Source organism: Pantoea sp. RCC30.1, assembly GCF_058148845.1.
Genome location: NZ_JBXUHX010000017.1, coordinates 1 through 16,502 on the forward strand (window position 1 = coordinate 1; position 16,502 = coordinate 16,502).

At 54.3% G+C, this 16,502-nt stretch carries 18 protein-coding genes and 1 other annotated feature; of the genes, 11 read left to right on the plus strand and 7 right to left on the minus strand.

Annotated elements, in window-relative coordinates; genetic code table 11:
- Positions 1-70 precede the first annotated feature (70 nt).
- From AC2LB6_RS15475 to hxpB, 5 genes are all read right to left on the minus strand, one after another.
- Positions 71-1,462, minus strand: coding sequence for an L-cystine transporter (locus AC2LB6_RS15475; RefSeq protein ID WP_010670021.1), 1,392 nt, complete (start codon positions 1,460-1,462; stop codon positions 71-73).
- 151 nt (positions 1,463-1,613) lie between these two features.
- Positions 1,614-2,204 (minus strand): metal-dependent hydrolase, encoded by a 591-nt coding sequence (locus AC2LB6_RS15480; RefSeq protein ID WP_490094176.1) that lies wholly within the window; start codon positions 2,202-2,204, stop codon positions 1,614-1,616.
- A gap of 140 nt (positions 2,205-2,344) precedes the next feature.
- The gene (kduD, locus tag AC2LB6_RS15485; protein ID WP_490094177.1) at positions 2,345-3,106 is read right to left on the minus strand and encodes a 2-dehydro-3-deoxy-D-gluconate 5-dehydrogenase KduD; all 762 of its coding nucleotides are present in this window, start codon (positions 3,104-3,106) and stop codon (positions 2,345-2,347) included.
- A 16-nt stretch (positions 3,107-3,122) separates the two neighbouring features.
- The gene (gene kduI / locus AC2LB6_RS15490; protein WP_490094178.1) at positions 3,123-3,959 is read right to left on the minus strand and encodes a 5-dehydro-4-deoxy-D-glucuronate isomerase; all 837 of its coding nucleotides are present in this window, start codon (positions 3,957-3,959) and stop codon (positions 3,123-3,125) included.
- A gap of 176 nt (positions 3,960-4,135) precedes the next feature.
- A complete protein-coding gene (hxpB, locus tag AC2LB6_RS15495) occupies positions 4,136-4,804 on the minus strand; it encodes a hexitol phosphatase HxpB (protein ID WP_490094179.1) in 669 nt (222 codons plus the stop codon).
- 145 nt (positions 4,805-4,949) lie between these two features.
- Between hxpB and AC2LB6_RS15500 the strand changes: the two genes are divergently transcribed.
- On the plus strand, positions 4,950-5,486 hold the full coding sequence (locus tag AC2LB6_RS15500; RefSeq protein ID WP_490094180.1) for a YniB family protein: 537 nt from the start codon (positions 4,950-4,952) through the stop codon (positions 5,484-5,486).
- A gap of 12 nt (positions 5,487-5,498) precedes the next feature.
- Here the strand turns inward: AC2LB6_RS15500 and AC2LB6_RS15505 are convergent, their stop codons facing one another.
- Positions 5,499-6,392 carry a fructosamine kinase family protein gene (locus AC2LB6_RS15505; RefSeq protein WP_490094181.1) on the minus strand — a complete coding sequence of 298 codons (894 nt, stop codon included), beginning with the start codon at positions 6,390-6,392 and terminating at the stop codon, positions 5,499-5,501.
- 78 nt (positions 6,393-6,470) lie between these two features.
- Positions 6,471-6,791 carry a type V toxin-antitoxin system endoribonuclease antitoxin GhoS gene (ghoS, locus tag AC2LB6_RS15510; RefSeq protein ID WP_490094182.1) on the minus strand — a complete coding sequence of 107 codons (321 nt, stop codon included), beginning with the start codon at positions 6,789-6,791 and terminating at the stop codon, positions 6,471-6,473.
- Positions 6,792-7,142: 351 nt separating this feature from the next.
- Here ghoS and AC2LB6_RS15515 point away from each other — a divergent pair, with 351 nt between their 5' ends.
- The 10 genes from AC2LB6_RS15515 to btuC all read left to right on the plus strand — a co-directional run bounded on the left by AC2LB6_RS15515 (position 7,143) and on the right by btuC (position 16,502).
- On the plus strand, positions 7,143-7,904 hold the full coding sequence (locus AC2LB6_RS15515; protein WP_090961591.1) for a DUF481 domain-containing protein: 762 nt from the start codon (positions 7,143-7,145) through the stop codon (positions 7,902-7,904).
- A 247-nt stretch (positions 7,905-8,151) separates the two neighbouring features.
- A complete protein-coding gene (gene thrS / locus AC2LB6_RS15520) occupies positions 8,152-10,080 on the plus strand; it encodes a threonine--tRNA ligase (protein WP_490094183.1) in 1,929 nt (642 codons plus the stop codon).
- 3 nt (positions 10,081-10,083) lie between these two features.
- The gene (gene infC, locus AC2LB6_RS15525; RefSeq protein WP_029519030.1) at positions 10,084-10,635 is read left to right on the plus strand and encodes a translation initiation factor IF-3; all 552 of its coding nucleotides are present in this window, start codon (positions 10,084-10,086) and stop codon (positions 10,633-10,635) included.
- Positions 10,636-10,734: 99 nt separating this feature from the next.
- Complete coding sequence (rpmI, locus tag AC2LB6_RS15530; protein WP_010245683.1) at positions 10,735-10,932, plus strand: 50S ribosomal protein L35; 198 nt, start codon at positions 10,735-10,737, stop codon at positions 10,930-10,932.
- Between the two features lie 44 nt (positions 10,933-10,976).
- Positions 10,977-11,333: a 50S ribosomal protein L20 gene (gene rplT / locus AC2LB6_RS15535; protein WP_003853267.1), complete on the plus strand. Its 357-nt coding sequence runs from the start codon at positions 10,977-10,979 to the stop codon at positions 11,331-11,333.
- A gap of 117 nt (positions 11,334-11,450) precedes the next feature.
- Positions 11,451-11,576, plus strand: a sequence feature (Phe leader region).
- Positions 11,456-11,500, plus strand: a complete 45-nt coding sequence (gene pheM, locus AC2LB6_RS15540) for a pheST operon leader peptide PheM (protein WP_106120997.1) — start codon at positions 11,456-11,458, stop codon at positions 11,498-11,500. It overlaps the preceding feature by 45 nt.
- Positions 11,577-11,647: 71 nt before the next feature.
- Entirely contained in the window at positions 11,648-12,631 is a 984-nt protein-coding gene (gene pheS / locus AC2LB6_RS15545) for a phenylalanine--tRNA ligase subunit alpha (protein ID WP_090961585.1), read from the plus strand.
- A gap of 14 nt (positions 12,632-12,645) precedes the next feature.
- Positions 12,646-15,033 carry a phenylalanine--tRNA ligase subunit beta gene (gene pheT / locus AC2LB6_RS15550; protein ID WP_490094184.1) on the plus strand — a complete coding sequence of 796 codons (2,388 nt, stop codon included), beginning with the start codon at positions 12,646-12,648 and terminating at the stop codon, positions 15,031-15,033.
- 4 nt (positions 15,034-15,037) lie between these two features.
- On the plus strand, positions 15,038-15,340 hold the full coding sequence (gene ihfA / locus AC2LB6_RS15555; protein ID WP_003853259.1) for an integration host factor subunit alpha: 303 nt from the start codon (positions 15,038-15,040) through the stop codon (positions 15,338-15,340).
- A gap of 178 nt (positions 15,341-15,518) precedes the next feature.
- Complete coding sequence (gene btuC, locus AC2LB6_RS15560) at positions 15,519-16,502, plus strand: vitamin B12 ABC transporter permease BtuC (RefSeq protein ID WP_490094185.1); 984 nt, start codon at positions 15,519-15,521, stop codon at positions 16,500-16,502.

Here is a 16,502-nt window from a genome sequence, read left to right on the forward strand (position 1 = left end):
ATCAATGGGGAAGATTATGGAGAAGAGGGGCAGGAATAACCTGGCGCGGGCGCGCCAGGTTTAGAGCAGATTAACGGTGTGCCAGCTCGGCGTTGTCGTCACTTTCCAGTACGCGCTTATCGGTCAGACCTAACCAGCGGCTGGTCAGGGAACCAGCGGTCATGGATCCGTTGACGTTCAGGGCAGTACGACCCATATCAATCAGCGGCTCAATCGAGATCAGCAGCGCCACCAGAGTCACCGGCAGGCCCATCGCAGGCAGGACAATCAGTGCAGCAAAGGTCGCACCGCCGCCGACACCGGCAACGCCTGCTGAACTCAGCGTGACTATCCCAACCAGCGTCGCAATCCACAGCGGATCAAACGGGTTGATACCGACGGTTGGGGCAACCATCACGGCCAGCATGGTCGGATAGAGACCGGCACAGCCATTCTGGCCGATAGTGGCACCAAAGGATGCTGCGAAGCTGGCAATCGACTCAGGCACGCCAAGACGACGGGTCTGGGTCTCAACGCTCAGCGGAATGCTGGCTGCACTGGAGCGGCTGGTGAAGGCGAAGGTGATCACCGGCCACACTTTACGGAAGAAGCGCATCGGGTTGATACCATTGACCGATAGCAGCAGGGCGTGAACACCAAACATGATGGCCAGACCGAGGTAAGAGGCGACCACAAAACTACCCAGCTTGATGATGTCCTGCAGGTTAGAACCGGCAACCACTTTGGTCATCAGCGCCAGCACACCATAAGGGGTCAGCTTCATCACTAAACGCACCAGCTTCATGACCCACGACTGCAGCGTGTCGATCGCCACCAGTACGCGCTGACCTTTAACTTCATCATCTTTCAGCAACTGCAGTGCAGCCACACCCAGGAAGGCGGCAAAGATCACGACGCTGATGATCGAGGTCGGACTGGCTCCGGTCAGATCGGCAAACGGGTTTTTCGGGATAAAGGAGAGCACCAGCTGCGGTACGGTCAGGTCAGCTACTTTGCCGACGTAGTTGCTCTGGATCGCACTGAGACGCGCGGTCTCCTGTACGCCCTGTACCAGACCTTCTGCGCTCAGACCAAACAGGCCGGTAACGAACACGCCGACCAGCGCCGAGATCGCGGTGGTAAACAGCAGAACGCCGATTGTCAGTACGCTGATTTTTCCCAGCGACGAGGCGTTATGCAGACGGGCGACCGCACTCAGAATGGAAACGAACACCAGCGGCATCACAACCATCTGCAGCAACTGGACATAGCCATTACCGACGATGTTAAACCAGCTGATCGACTCTTTTACCACTGCGCTGTTTTCGCCGTAGATCAACTGTAATACCAGGCCGAACAGTACGCCGATTACCAGACCGGTCAGCACTTTTTTTGACAGGCTCCAGTTCTGACGGCTGAAGCGGGAGAGCAATACCAGCAGCACCACAAAGGCCACGATATTAAGCGTAAGAGGAAGGTCCATGCTGAAACTCCAGAGTAATGCGGCCTTCCATCACGGGAAGGCCGCATAATGTTAATCACGAATTAAGACAGCAGGAATGGTAACAGCAGGTGCAGAGGGCGCCTTATATCCAAATGGAATGCTTTATAACTTAATGGCGTTTTGCGCTCTTTTATTGCGCAGTATGACTGGAAATCAATCGCCCGACGCCATTTTGTAGCGTATCGAACAACTGTGACGGCCAGCCGTTTGCACCAAAAGATGGCATCCCTACCGGAAACCACAGCGCATATCCCACCAGTCCCAGGCACAATGCCCGTTCAAGCTGGTTGCCTTTCTGGCTGCGCAGAATCGGCAGGCGGAAGCGCCAGCGGCAGGGCCACAGCAGCGGAACCCCGGCGGGGGTCAGCATATCGGCCACTATATGGCTGAGGTAGCCCAGCGTCAGACCCTGCAGCACATCTGCGGGGATCGGCGACGAATGGGGCAGGTTAATCTGAAAAAGCCACAAACCGGCGGCGATGGCCAGCAGACTGTGGGTAAACCCCCGATGGCCAAACGCGCGTGCAATAGGATGAGAGAGCCAGCTTAGTCGCTGTCCCAGCAGAGATTTGGGGTGATCGATATCGGGTAACAGACATGTCAGCAGGGCTGAGGGAACAAGATGCCACCAGTCGGCCTGCGCCAGCACGGGTGTCAGCTCAGCACGCTTAGCAAAAATAGCGCTGGCAATGGCAAAAATGATGTGGCCTTCGCCCGTCATGATAGAACCTGGTTGCAAAGAAAGCTGTCGATGCATCCAGTATAGGGATTTATCCAGTAAATGAGAACATGTGACGCTGTAACGAAGCATGAATATTATTAACAAGGCGGACAGCGATGAAACACTGCCCACCTGAAAGATTAACGCGCCAGCCAGCCACCATCGACTGCCAGGGTGTAGCCATTGACGTAATCAGACGCGGCAGAGGCAAGGAAGACCACCGGGCCCATCATGTCATCGGGCACGCCCCAGCGTCCGGCCGGAATACGTCCAAGAATCTCTTCGCTGCGGGACTCGTCATTACGCAACTGCTCGGTATTGTTGGTCGCCATGTAGCCAGGCGCGATGGCGTTGACGTTAATGCCATGTTTCGCCCACTCGTTTGCCATGAGACGGGTCAGGCCCATCACGGCACTTTTCGAGGCGGTATAAGAGGGCACCCGGATTCCGCCCTGGAAGGAGAGCATAGAGGCGATATTGATAATCTTGCCGCCGTTACCCTGCGCAATAAACTGACGGGCAACCTGCTGCGACAGGAAAAACAGGCTTTTACTGTTGATGTTCATTACATCATCCCAGTCCTGCTCGCTGAAATTCAGTGCGTCTTCACGCCGGATAATGCCGGCATTGTTGACCAGAATGTCAATTTTGCCTGCCGCCGCTACCGCCTGTTCAACCACAGAAGCCACTTCACTGGTCTGCATCAGATCAGCCTGCACCGGCCAGAAACTGCGACCCAGCGCCTCGACTTTGCTCTGGGTATCATCCGGGCCATCACGGTTAACGCCGACGATATCACAGCCCGCCTGCGCCAGACCCAGCGCCATACCTTGCCCCAGGCCGGTGTTACAGCCGGTCACCAGCGCCACTTTACCTTCCAGGTTAAACGTATTCAGTACCATGGTATTTCTCCTCTGCTCAGCGTAGTTCACTGATTTTGACGTGGTCCATGTCATCAAAGACCTGATTCTCACCCACCATACCCCAGATAAAGGTGTAACGCTGGGTGCCGACACCGGCGTGAATTGACCAGCTGGGTGAGATGACCGCCTGCTCGTTGTGTACCAGCAGATGGCGGGTTTGCTGCGGTTGTCCCATCATATGAAAGACGGCGCTCTCTTCGCTCATGTCGAAGTAGAAATAGACTTCCATTCGGCGTTCGTGAGTGTGGCAGGGCATGGTGTTCCACAGACTGCCCTCATCCAGTTTTGTTAAACCCATGGTGAGCTGACAGGTCGGCAGAACATCCGGCACAATGAATTTGTTAATGGTGCGGCGGTTGGAGGTCGCGGCATCACCCAGCGTCGCGGTGGCCGCCTCCTGCAGCGTGATTTTCTTGTCCGGGAAGGTACTGTGTGCGGGTGCACTGTTGTAATAGAATTTGGCGGGCTGAGACGGATTCAGGCTGCGGAATAGCAGGTTGCGCTCACCTTTGCCGATGTAGAGCGCCTCTTCGTGACCGATTTCCCACGCTTTACCGTCCACTTCTACCAGCCCCGGCCCGCCAATATTGATCATGCCCAGCTCGCGGCGTTCGAGGAAATAGCTGACGCCCAGCTGTTTTCCCATCTCATCACCAATCGTGACCGGCTTGTTCACTGGCATCACGCCGCCAATGATGATGCGGTCGATATGGCTGTATGTCAGGGTGTAGTCATCGGCAGTGAAAATCTTCTCAATCAGGAACTCGCGGCGCAGTGCGTCGGTGTCGAGTTGTTTTGCGTGATCGCTGTGGATACTTTGGCGAATGTCCATCTCAGGCCTCTCTGCAGGTCAGGTTATTCATGCCCCGAATGGGGACGCTTCGGGCATCTTAGGCAGAGCGGCATGGGAATTCAATAAAAATGAAACGTTGTTTTATTTTATTGTGGGCGGGATCAAGCGAGAAGTGTAACCGGCAAAAAAAAAGCCCGCACAAGGCGGGCTGTTGATTATCCCTGCAGATGCTGCAGGCTGAGCTGTGTCAGATTGTCCAGCCGGACATCCGCCAGCGCCCAGCGGGGATCGTCACGGTGTTCAGCCGCGGGCACCACAATTGACCGCATACGCGCAGCTTTGGTGGCGATCATGCCGTTAAAGGAATCTTCCAGCGTGACGCAGTTGAGCGGATCGATCGCAAGGCTGTCGGCAGCGTTGAGGTAGACCTGCGGATGGGGTTTGCTATAGGGCAGTGCTTCTGCTGAAGAGAGCACATCGAAATAGTGGCGCAGATTGAAGATCTCCAGCACCTGTTCCAGCATCCGGAGCGGCGATGCCGAGGCAAGACCGATTTTCATCCCCTGTTCGCGGCACAGTTGCAGCGCCGTTTCCACACCTGGCAGCAGGGGCCGCGTCTGATCTACCAGCGTCATGGCGCGCGCGATAATACGCTCGGTGACCTCCTGCTGAGAGGGGCCCTGCCAGGGCAGCGTTTCGTACCACATCCGTACCGTCTGATCGATGCGCAGACCCAGGGTATCGGGCATTTCACTGCGACGTGACAGGTCAACATCCAGCGTTGAAAAGATATCCAGTTCAGCCTGATCCCACAGCGGCTCAGAATCGATCAGTAAACCATCCATATCAAACAGGGCGGCGAGGACAGGGCGGTGATAGGGCATCAGAGGTCTCCTTATAAAGTCGGCTTTACCTTAACATCATTCTCTGCGGGCGCACTCTCTGCCCAATCGGCCACGCTTTATTTGGGAAATTTCACCGTTGGCAGGTAGACTGACGGCAAATTGGATTCCGGGTTCAGGAGATATTATGACTTATCAACAGGCTGGCCGTATTGCCATCCTTAAGCGAGTTGCGGGCTGGGTGCTCTTTTTAGTGGCGCTGATGTCGACCATTATTTCTGTTCTGAGCTTTATGTTTAAGCACAGCGAAAAGCAGCCAGGCATTGACGCCGTCATGCTCGATTTCGTCCATGTTATCGTTGATATGCTGCGTTTTAACACGCCGTTCCTGAACATCTTCTGGCATAACTCGCCGGTGCCGGAATTTAACGGTCAGATGAACCTGGGTTTCTGGCTGATCTACATCCTGATTTTTGTCGGACTGGCGCTGGAGTCATCAGGCGCGCGGATGGGACGTCAGGCGCGTCACGTCAAAGAGGGCATTGAGGATCAGATGATCCTTGAGCAGGCAAAAGGCCCTGAAGGGCGCACCCGACAGCAACTGGAAGAGAAGGTGCGCGTTCCTCGCCACACCATCTTCCTGCAGATCTTCCCGCTCTATGTGCTGCCGGTGGTGATTGCGATAGCCGGTTATTTCGCGCTGTCGCTGCTGGGCTTTATCTGACAGACATCAAGGTCAGGCCGGTCTGGCCTGACTGTTGCCGAGCGCATCCTCATCCAGCAACTGGCCAATGGCGAACTGTGCATCGCCAGGCCAGTGCCCGCCAAACACGTTAGCCCGGTTCAGCAGATAGTAGAGCTGGTAGACCGGCAGACGCTGCGAAAATCCATCCGGTAATGGCCACACCGACTGATAACCGTCGTAAATCTGACGAGGCAGGTCGGGGTACCAGCTCAGCATCGCTAAATCGCATTCGCGGTCGCCCCAGTAGCAGGCGGGATCGAACAGCCAGGGACCGTTGTCACTGCTGGCGCAGTTAGCAGGCCAGAGATCGCCATGCAGCAATGAAGGTTGCGGATGATGCGAGGCGAGCACCCGCTGCACGGAGGCAATAATCAGCTCTGTATCACCGTACTGAATGCCTTTTTCCGCCGCCAGCTGCAATTGCCAGCCAATGCGCTGTTCGGCAAAAAAGACCGACCAGCGTCGCAGCCAGCTGTTAGGTTGTGGCGTAGTGGTGATGTTGTTGTCGAAATCCAGCCCGAACTGCGTCTGCTCGCTCCACTGATGCAGGTGCGCCAGTTGCTGACCCAGCTGATACGCGCTCTGCTCATCAAGTGGCTGTGGCTGGATGTACTCCAGCAGCAGAAAACTCTCTTCACGATGATGGCCCACACCATAAACTTTGGGCACACGAACTGTACCGGTGCGCGCCAGCAACGCCAGCTGATCGGCTTCCCAGGTAAAGAGCGAGAGCATCTCGCGGTTGTTACTTTTGACGAAGACGTCGTGGTCACCGTAGCGGATATGCCAGGTGGGATGGATATCACCTCCCGCAAGGGCGTGACGTTGAGTGATTTCGGCGTTGCCTAACTGCTCGCTTAACAGACGACTAATGGCTGACCACATAGGGCTATCCTCGTTATTCGCTGCGTAAGTCAGATTGTGATGCTTAAATATTCACCAAAACCCGCGCGATTGCACCTCTTATTCTGGCGCAGAGGTGGCGGGGCGATGATCGGCGGCGTCGCGCAGATACTCTTCGAAGGTCGTGACGGTCACCTCAGGTCTCTGACCCAGCGCGCTTTCACCGGCCGAAGTGACCTGCTGTCGCAGATCCTCCGCGTCCAGCGTGCTGACAATGCCATAGCTGTTGGTGCCCAACTCATGGGGATGGCCACTGTCATCCGCCAGCGTGGTCGTAAAACCGGCGGCGGTCATCGCGCTGGTCAGCTCCAGGATGTCACTTAATCCCGATTCCTGATAATGAAAGGTCACGATATAGCGGGTTAATTCATTGCTGCTCATGAGGCACCTCTGGGGGAAAGGAAACTGAACTGAGCGTAGACTATGGCGAAAAATCAGGCGAATTATGAAGGAGATGCTGCGTGTCTGACGTGATGCGTAGCGTAAATTTGTGTAAGGAGCCAGTGCGGTGATGCAAAATTCTTCTGCCGTTACGTCTGGCTTTTCATTTGTGCAGCACTATAATGCGCGACGTTAATGAGATGAGTCCCAATTAACAGGGGTTGTCAGGGCGATTCCAGGCATTTTGTGTAAGTTAATAATTTTTTACAAAACTTACCGTAAATTGCATTGAATGCCCGGCAAAACGCTTCAGACTCTCCGTTTTTTAAACAGTCGCACGGATCACATTTAATGAAAGCCTATAACAAGCTGTCTGCTGTTCTTTTGCTCTCCGCCGGAGCTTTTTGTCACCAGGCACTGGCCGATAACGCCGTATTTACGTCAATGGATGACCCTTCTACAGCGAAAAAGCCGTTTGAAGGTTCTGCTGCTGCGGGATACCTGGCGCAAACCGGTAACACCACCAGTTCATCAACGACTGCTCAGACCAATATGACCTGGTATCAGTCGTCTATGGCTTACAGCTTGTGGGGTAACGCAGCCAACACTTCGTCAAACGATGAACGCTCTTCTGAGACGTACAACATTGGTGGTCGTTCACGCTATAACCTCAACTCCTATGACTACCTGTTTGGACAGGCGAGCTGGTTAAGCGATCGTTTCAATGGTTACGATTCACGTGACGTGCTGACTGCCGGTTACGGTCGTCAGATCCTGAACGGTCCGGTGCACTCGCTGCGTGCCGAATTCGGTCCGGGTGTACGTTATGACGACTACCACGCGGGCGGTCATCAGACCAAGGCGCTGGGCTATGGCGCAGTCAGCTATCAGTGGCAGCTGACCGACACCACTAAATTCATTCAGGGCGTGTCCGTGCTGAGCAGCTTCGGAGAAGACACCACGGTGAACTCCGAAACCGGCCTGCAGGTGGCGATCAACAGCCACTTCGCGCTGAAGCTGGCTTACAACGTCACCTGGAACAACAATCCGCCAGAATCTGCGCCGGATCGTACGGATACCAAAACCTCAATCATGCTCTCTTACGCGATGTAAGCGCATTTTTGCCCGTGGTATTCCCGGCGGCCTGACATTACGTCAGGCCGCTTTTTTTTGTTCTCTCCACGGCTTAGCGAAAAGGGCATGGGTTTTTCTCGCCGGGGAAAACTGCTATCATCTGCTCCGCACTGCAATCCTGGTGACATTCCGACAATGTGGGTCTGATATCACGCCAGGTCACTAATTTTACATTACGTTGCATGTAGGCTTTCGTGTGGCTTACCACTGCAAATAAGGATATGAAATGCCTGTAATTACGCTTCCTGATGGCAGCCAGCGCGTGTTTGACCGCCCTGTCAGTGTGATGGATATTGCGCTCGACATCGGTCCGGGTCTGGCGAAAGCCTGTATTGCTGGCCGCGTTAACGGTGAACTGGTTGATGCTGTTGATCCCATCACCGAAGATGCCGCCGTCGCGATTATTACCGCTAAAGATGAAGCGGGTCTGGAAATCATCCGTCACTCCTGTGCGCACCTGTTAGGGCATGCGATTAAACAGCTGTGGCCGGATACCAAAATGGCGATTGGCCCGGTCATTGATAACGGCTTCTATTATGATGTCGACATTGATCGTACCCTGACCCAGGAAGATATCGACCAGCTGGAAAAACGCATGCATCAGTTGGCTGAAACCAACTACGATGTGGTGAAGAAGAAGGTCAGCTGGCAGGAAGCACGCGACGTATTTGCGGCACGCGGCGAGATTTACAAGACCACCATTCTTGATGAAAACATCAGCCATGACGATAAGCCAGGCCTGTATCATCACGAAGAATATGTCGACATGTGCCGCGGTCCGCACGTGCCGAACATGCGGTTCTGCCATCATTTTAAACTGCAGAAGATCTCCGGCGCCTACTGGCGCGGCGACAGCAACAACAAAATGCTGCAGCGTATCTATGGCACCGCATGGGCAGACAAAAAGCAGCTGGCAGCTTATCTGCAGCGTCTGGAAGAAGCGGCGAAGCGTGACCATCGTAAGATTGGTAAGCAGCTGGATCTCTACCACATGCAGGAAGAAGCACCAGGCATGGTCTTCTGGCATAATGACGGCTGGACCATCTTCCGCGAGCTGGAAGTGTTTGTCCGCAGCAAGTTAAAAGAGTACCAGTACCAGGAAGTGAAAGGTCCATTCATGATGGATCGCGTCCTGTGGGAAAAAACCGGGCACTGGGAAAACTATAAAGAAGCGATGTTCACCACCTCATCTGAGAACCGTGAATATTGCATCAAACCGATGAACTGTCCTGGGCATGTTCAGATCTTTAATCAGGGTCTGAAATCCTACCGTGACCTGCCGCTGCGTATGGCAGAGTTCGGCAGCTGTCACCGTAACGAGCCATCAGGTGCGCTGCACGGTCTGATGCGCGTGCGTGGCTTTACCCAGGATGATGCACACGTCTTCTGTACAGAAGAGCAGGTGCGTGACGAAGTGAACAGCTGTATCCGCATGGTTTATGACATGTACAGCACCTTCGGCTTTGAAAAGATTGTGGTGAAGTTATCCACCCGTCCTGAGAAGCGCATCGGAACAGATGACATGTGGGATCGTGCCGAGGAAGATCTGGCTGCTGCGCTGAACGAAAACAACATTGAGTTTGAGTTCCAGCCAGGCGAAGGCGCGTTCTACGGTCCTAAAATTGAGTTCACTTTGTACGATTGTCTTGATCGCGCCTGGCAGTGCGGAACAGTTCAGCTAGACTTCTCCCTGCCAAAACGCCTTGAAGCCACCTACGTGGGTGAAAACAATGATCGTCAGACGCCAGTGATGATTCACCGTGCGATTCTGGGGTCAATGGAGCGTTTCATCGGTATTCTTACCGAGGAATTTGCCGGTTTCTTCCCAACCTGGCTGGCACCACTGCAAGTCGTGGTAATGAATATTACCGATGGACAAGCAGAATATGTTGAGTCTTTGACGCGTAAGCTGCAGAATGCTGGCATTCGTGTGAAGGCAGACTTGAGAAATGAGAAGATAGGCTTTAAAATCCGCGAGCACACATTACGTCGCGTCCCTTATATGTTGGTCTGCGGTGATAAAGAGGTGGAAGCTGGCAAAGTTGCCGTTCGCACCCGCCGTGGTAAAGACCTTGGGTCGATGGATGTCGATGTGCTTGTTGAGAAACTTCAGCAAGAGATTCGCAGCCGAAATCTTCAACAATTGGAGGAATAAAGTATTAAAGGCGGAAAACGAGTACTACCTACGCGTCCGAACAAAATTAACAGTGAGATCCGTGCTACCGAAGTGCGCTTAACAGGCATGGATGGCGAGCCGATTGGCATTGTCACATTACGCGAAGCTTTGGAAAAAGCCGAGGAAGCGGGCGGCGATTTAGTTGAAATCAGCCCGAATGCCGAACCGCCGGTTTGCCGCATTATGGATTACGGCAAGTTCCTCTATGAAAAAAGCAAATCTTCTAAGGAACAGAAGAAGAAGCAAAAAGTTATTCAGGTCAAGGAAATCAAATTCCGTCCTGGAACCGATGATGGCGACTATCAGGTCAAACTACGCAACCTGATTCGCTTTCTGGAAGAAGGCGATAAAGCCAAAATCACGCTCCGCTTCCGCGGTCGTGAGATGGCGCACCAGCAGATCGGTATGGAAGTGCTTAACCGCGTCCGTAAAGACCTGTGTGAAGATCTGGATTTGGCCATTGTCGAATCCTTCCCTTCGAAGATCGAAGGCCGCCAGATGATCATGGTGCTCGCTCCTAAGAAGAAACAGTAGGCTTTCAAGTAGCATTTACCGCGCAGCGTTCGCGCTGTGCGGTTAACTGTTCGCCTGTCTGGGTCATGTTATTAACAATGCGAAGTGGATATTTTTAAAATGCCAAAGATTAAAACTGTACGTGGCGCGGCCAAGCGCTTCCGGAAGACCGCTTCTGGCGGCTTCAAGCGTAAACACGCAAACCTGCGTCATATTCTGACTAAAAAATCTACTAAGCGTAAACGTCACCTGCGTCCGAAAGGCATGGTGTCTAAAGGCGATCTGGGTCTGGTAATTGCCTGCCTGCCGTACGCATAAGTAAATTTTTTTCATTAATTCAGAATATTAAACAGGAGAGCTAAATGGCTCGTGTAAAACGTGGTGTAGTTGCTCGCGCACGTCACAAAAAAATCTTAAAACAAGCTAAAGGCTATTACGGTGCACGTTCACGTGTTTACCGCGTTGCCTTCCAGGCTGTTATCAAAGCTGGTCAGTATGCTTACCGTGACCGTCGTCAACGTAAGCGTCAGTTCCGTCAGCTGTGGATCGCGCGTATCAACGCAGCGGCACGTCAGAACGGCATGTCTTACAGCCGTTTCATCAATGGTCTGAAAAAAGCAGCCATTGAGATTGACCGTAAGATCCTGGCAGACATCGCAGTATTCGATAAAGTGGCATTCTCTGCACTGGTCGAAAAAGCGAAATCAGCCCTGGCGTAAGTCAGATGGAAAAGGGAGCTTGCTCCCTTTTTTATTGCCTGTAACTTACGCAAATGATTGACATTTTCGTCGCTGAGCATTTCAATAGACCCCCTGTAGAGCATGACAAGGTAACCGCAAGCATGAATGCTGCTATTTTCCGTTTCTTTTTTTACTTTAGCGCCTGACATTCGGGGGCTTTTGCGCATAAGAGAAGAAACGAAAAATCGCGCTGAAAGCCTCCCTCGTGGAGGCTTTTTTGTTTCTGGCGTAAGTATATTGGACCGGCAGGTCCCAACGAGAACTGACCAGCCTGACTGGAAGAAGAGGAAACTATGTCCCAACTCGCAGAACTGGTGGCCAGCGCCACGGCGGCCATCGACGGGGCGACGGATATCGCCGCCCTTGACGCGGTGCGCGTCGAATACCTGGGTAAGAAAGGACATCTGACACTGCAGATGACTACGTTGCGTGAGCTGCCAGCAGAAGAGCGTCCTGCAGCGGGTGCGGTAATTAACGAAGCGAAACAGCAGGTCACTGAGCGCCTGAATGCGCGCAAAGATGCCCTGGAGTCCGCAGTGCTGAATGCCCGACTGGCGGAAGAGACCATCGATGTCTCGCTGCCGGGCCGTCGCATTGAGAATGGCGGTTTGCATCCGGTAACCCGCACCATGGATCGCATTGAGACCTTCTTTGGTGAGTTAGGCTTTGCCGTCATGACCGGACCAGAAATCGAAGATGATTATCATAACTTCGATGCGCTGAATATTCCTGCCCACCACCCGGCGCGTGCCGATCACGATACCTTCTGGTTCGACGCCACGCGTCTGCTGCGTACCCAGACCTCTGGCGTGCAGATCCGTACCATGAAGGCCCAGCAGCCACCCATCCGCATTATTGCGCCGGGCCGTGTCTACCGTAACGATTACGATCAGACCCACACGCCGATGTTCCATCAGATGGAAGGGCTGATTGTTGATAAAAACATCAGCTTTACCAACCTGAAGGGCACGTTGCACGATTTCCTGAACAACTTCTTCGAAGAAGATTTGCAGATTCGTTTCCGTCCTTCTTACTTCCCGTTTACTGAGCCCTCTGCAGAAGTGGACGTCATGGGTAAAAACGGCAAATGGCTGGAAGTGCTGGGTTGCGGCATGGTTCACCCTAACGTGCTGCGCAACGTCGGCATCGATCCGGAAGTCTACTCCGGCTTCGCCTTTGGTATGGGCATGGAGCGTCTGACCATGTTGCGTTACGGCGTGACCGATCTGCGTGCTTTCTTCGAAAATGATTTACGTTTCCTCAAACAATTTAAGTAAGGGCAGGATATCCAATGAAATTCAGTGAACTCTGGTTACGCGAATGGGTAAATCCAGCCCTGGACAGCGCCGCGCTGTCTGAACAAATCACCATGGCCGGTCTGGAAGTGGACGGCGTTGATCCGGTGGCCGGTGCGTTTCACGGCGTCGTGGTCGGTGAAGTGGTGGAGTGCGGTCAGCACCCCAATGCCGACAAGCTGCGTGTAACCAAAATCAACGTGGGCGGCGAGCGCCTGCTGGATATCGTCTGTGGCGCGCCGAACTGCCGTCAGGGACTGAAAGTCGCCGTTGCGACCGTAGGCGCTGTGCTGCCAGGTGATTTCAAAATCAAGGCGGCCAAACTGCGTGGCGAGCCGTCTGAAGGCATGCTCTGCTCGTTCTCGGAGCTGGGTATTTCCGACGACCACAACGGTATCATCGAACTGCCTGCCGATGCGCCGATTGGCACTGACATCCGCGCTTACCTGCAACTGGATGACAACACCATTGAAATCAGCGTCACGCCTAACCGCGCTGACTGCCTGGGTCTGATCGGTATTGCTCGTGATGTTGCAGTGCTGAACGGCTTACCGCTGAACGTGCCAGAGATACAGCCTGTCGCGGCTACGCTGAACGAAACTTTCCCGATTCAGGTTGATGCGACAGAAGCCTGTCCGCGCTATCTGGGTCGCGTAGTAAAAGGGATTAACGTTAAGGCGTCAACACCACTGTGGATGAAAGAGAAGCTGCGTCGCTGCGGGATTCGCTCAATCGATCCGGTCGTGGATATTACCAACTACGTTCTGCTCGAGCTGGGTCAGCCGATGCATGCTTTCGACCTGGACCGCATTGACGGCGGTATCGTGGTGCGCATGGCGAAAGAGGGTGAAAAGCTGACGCTGCTGGATGGTACTGAAGCCAGGCTGCAGAGTGATACCTTAGTGATCGCCGATCATCAGAAAGCGCTGGCGATGGCCGGTATCTTTGGTGGCGAACATTCGGGTGTGAACGGCGAAACGCAGAACATCCTGTTCGAGTGCGCTTACTTTGATCCGCTCTCTATTACCGGTCGTGCCCGTCGTCATGGTCTGCATACTGACGCGTCACATCGCTACGAGCGTGGCGTTGACCCGGCGCTGCAACACACTGCGCTGGAGCGCGCTACCCAGCTGCTGCTGTCCATCTGCGGCGGTGAAGCAGGCCCAATCATCGATCAGACCCATCAGGCAGCCCTGCCTGTACCGGCAACTATTACGCTGCGTCGTGAAAAGCTGGACCGTCTGATTGGTCACGTGATTGCGGATGAGCAGGTCACTGACATTCTGACGCGCCTCGGCTGTGAAGTGACCGTAGGTGAAGGACAGTGGCAGGCGGTCGCCCCGAGCTGGCGCTTCGATATGGCGATTGAAGAAGATCTGGTTGAAGAAGTGGCCCGTATCTACGGTTACAACAACATTCCGGATGTGCCAGTACAGGCCGGTCTGGTCATGACTCAGCACCGCGAAGCGAACCTGTCGCTGAAACGCGCTAAAAACCTGCTGGTCGATAAAGGTTATCAGGAAGCGATTACCTATAGCTTCGTCGATCCGAAAATCCAGCAGTTGCTGCATCCGGGTGAAGAGGCGCTGTTACTGCCTAGCCCGATTTCCAGCGATATGTCGACCATGCGTCTGTCACTCTGGACCGGTCTGCTCAGCGCGGTGGTCTATAACCAGAACCGTCAGCAGAGCCGCGTGCGCCTGTTTGAGAGCGGCTTACGCTTTGTGCCAGATACCCAGGCGGATTTAGGCATCCGTCAGGATCTTATGCTGGCTGGCGTCATCAGCGGTAACCGTGTTGAAGAGCACTGGGATCTGGCGCGTCAGACAGTTGACTTCTATGATTTGAAAGGCGATTTAGAGTCGCTGCTCGATTTAACCGGCAAACTGGATGACATCAGCTTCCGGGCTGAAGCGAATCCGGCGTTGCATCCAGGACAGAGCGCGGCGATTTATTTGCATGATGAACATATCGGATTTATCGGCGTGGTTCATCCTGAGCTGGAACGTAAGCTTGATCTCAATGGCCGCACCTTAGTCTTTGAACTGCTTTGGAATAAGGTCGCAGACCGCGTCCTGCCTGACGCGCGCGAGATTTCTCGCTTCCCAGCGAACCGTCGTGATATTGCCGTTGTGGTGGCTGAAAACGTCCCTGCAGCAGATATCATCGCGGAGTGTAAGAAAGTTGGCGTAAATCAGGTAGTTGGCGTAAACTTGTTTGACGTGTACCGCGGTAAGGGCGTTTCTGAGGGCTACAAGAGCCTCGCAATCAGCCTGATTTTGCAGGATACCAGCCGGACACTCGAAGAAGAGGAGATTGCCGCGACCGTTGGCAAATGCGTTGCGGCATTAAAAGAGCGATTCCAGGCAACCTTGAGGGATTGAACCTATGGCGCTTACAAAAGCTGAGATGTCAGAGTACCTGTTTGAGAAACTTGGGTTGAGCAAACGCGATGCCAAAGAGTTAGTAGAGCTGTTTTTCGAAGAGGTACGTCGCGCTTTGGAGAATGGAGAACAGGTAAAACTGTCTGGGTTTGGTAATTTTGACCTGCGTGACAAGAACCAGCGTCCTGGCAGAAACCCGAAAACGGGTGAAGATATTCCGATTACTGCGCGTCGCGTAGTAACGTTCCGCCCAGGACAGAAGCTGAAAAGCCGCGTAGAGAACGCTACACCCAAAGAGACTGACTGAATTTCAGCGTTTCAAAAAGGCCGCGAAAGCGGCCTTTTTTCATGGTTCAGCACGCAGAATTTCTGCTCTCCATACCCGTTAATGTCCACCCCATCCCGGCACAAACCGCCTCACCAGCCTTTCTTTTTTCTGCAATCCCTCTACAATCAAATCACTGTTTTCTCAGCTAATCCTGCTTATGTCTCTGCTCGATACGTTCGCGCGCCAGTCCGATCGGCGCGGCCAGAAATGGCTGATTGCGCTGGCTCTTACGCTTGCTGCACTGGTCTGTCTCAGCCTCTGCGCCGGAGACAGCTGGATCGCGCCCTCAGCATGGTTCACCGAGAGCAGCAGACTCTTTGTCTGGCAGTTGCGGTTGCCCCGCAGCCTGGCGGTGGTGCTGGTGGGTGCGTCTCTGGCGATATGCGGTGTTGTGATGCAGGCGCTGTTTACTAATCCGCTGGCGGAGCCTGGCCTCCTTGGCGTTTCGAACGGAGCCGGTATCGGCCTGGTGCTCGGCGTGCTGCTGGGCAGCGGCTCGCTGTGGAGCCTCGGGCTGGCGGCGATGGCCGGTGCGTTGATTATTACGCTAATCCTGCTGCATTTTGCGCATCGCCAGCTTTCGGTCACCCGGCTGTTGCTGACCGGTGTGGCGCTAGGAATTATCTGCAGCGCCATCATGACCTGGGCGGTCTACTTCAGCACCAGTCTCGATCTGCGTCAGCTGATGTACTGGATGATGGGGGGATTCAGCGGGATTGACTGGCGCTACGGCTGGATGATACTGGCCCTGCTGCCGGTGATGCTGGCGCTGGGGGCGACCGGGCCAATCCTCAATCTGCTGGCCCTGGGCGAGATATCCGCCCGCCAGCTCGGGCTGTCACTCTTCTACTGGCGCAACCTGCTGGTGCTGGCGATGGGCTGGCTGGTGGGCATCAGCGTCGCGATGGCTGGTGCTATTGGCTTTGTCGGACTAGTGATCCCACATCTGCTGCGCCTGAGTGGCATCAGCGACCACCGTTATCTGCTGCCGGCCTCGGCGCTGGCGGGCGCGGCGGTGCTACTGGCCGCCGATATCGTGGCACGTCTGGCGCTGACGTCGGCGGAATTGCCGATAGGCGTAGTGACCGCGACACTGGGCGCGCCGCTGTTTATTATTTTACTGGTGAAATCTTCGCGCTAG

Excerpts from the sequence above, each read along its gene's own strand:
- AC2LB6_RS15475 (WP_010670021.1), bottom strand. The coding sequence starts at position 1,462 with ATGGACCTTCCTCTTACGCTTAATATCGTGGCCTTTGTGGTGCTGCTG.
- AC2LB6_RS15480 (WP_490094176.1), bottom strand. The coding sequence starts at position 2,204 with ATGACGGGCGAAGGCCACATCATTTTTGCCATTGCCAGCGCTATTTTT.
- kduD (WP_490094177.1), bottom strand. The coding sequence starts at position 3,106 with ATGGTACTGAATACGTTTAACCTGGAAGGTAAAGTGGCGCTGGTGACC.
- kduI (WP_490094178.1), bottom strand. The coding sequence starts at position 3,959 with ATGGACATTCGCCAAAGTATCCACAGCGATCACGCAAAACAACTCGAC.
- hxpB (WP_490094179.1), bottom strand. The coding sequence starts at position 4,804 with ATGCCCTATCACCGCCCTGTCCTCGCCGCCCTGTTTGATATGGATGGT.
- AC2LB6_RS15500 (WP_490094180.1), top strand. The coding sequence starts at position 4,950 with ATGACTTATCAACAGGCTGGCCGTATTGCCATCCTTAAGCGAGTTGCG.
- AC2LB6_RS15505 (WP_490094181.1), bottom strand. The coding sequence starts at position 6,392 with ATGTGGTCAGCCATTAGTCGTCTGTTAAGCGAGCAGTTAGGCAACGCC.
- ghoS (WP_490094182.1), bottom strand. The coding sequence starts at position 6,791 with ATGAGCAGCAATGAATTAACCCGCTATATCGTGACCTTTCATTATCAG.
- AC2LB6_RS15515 (WP_090961591.1), top strand. The coding sequence starts at position 7,143 with ATGAAAGCCTATAACAAGCTGTCTGCTGTTCTTTTGCTCTCCGCCGGA.
- thrS (WP_490094183.1), top strand. The coding sequence starts at position 8,152 with ATGCCTGTAATTACGCTTCCTGATGGCAGCCAGCGCGTGTTTGACCGC.
- rpmI (WP_010245683.1), top strand. The coding sequence starts at position 10,735 with ATGCCAAAGATTAAAACTGTACGTGGCGCGGCCAAGCGCTTCCGGAAG.
- rplT (WP_003853267.1), top strand. The coding sequence starts at position 10,977 with ATGGCTCGTGTAAAACGTGGTGTAGTTGCTCGCGCACGTCACAAAAAA.
- pheS (WP_090961585.1), top strand. The coding sequence starts at position 11,648 with ATGTCCCAACTCGCAGAACTGGTGGCCAGCGCCACGGCGGCCATCGAC.
- pheT (WP_490094184.1), top strand. The coding sequence starts at position 12,646 with ATGAAATTCAGTGAACTCTGGTTACGCGAATGGGTAAATCCAGCCCTG.
- ihfA (WP_003853259.1), top strand. The coding sequence starts at position 15,038 with ATGGCGCTTACAAAAGCTGAGATGTCAGAGTACCTGTTTGAGAAACTT.
- btuC (WP_490094185.1), top strand. The coding sequence starts at position 15,519 with ATGTCTCTGCTCGATACGTTCGCGCGCCAGTCCGATCGGCGCGGCCAG.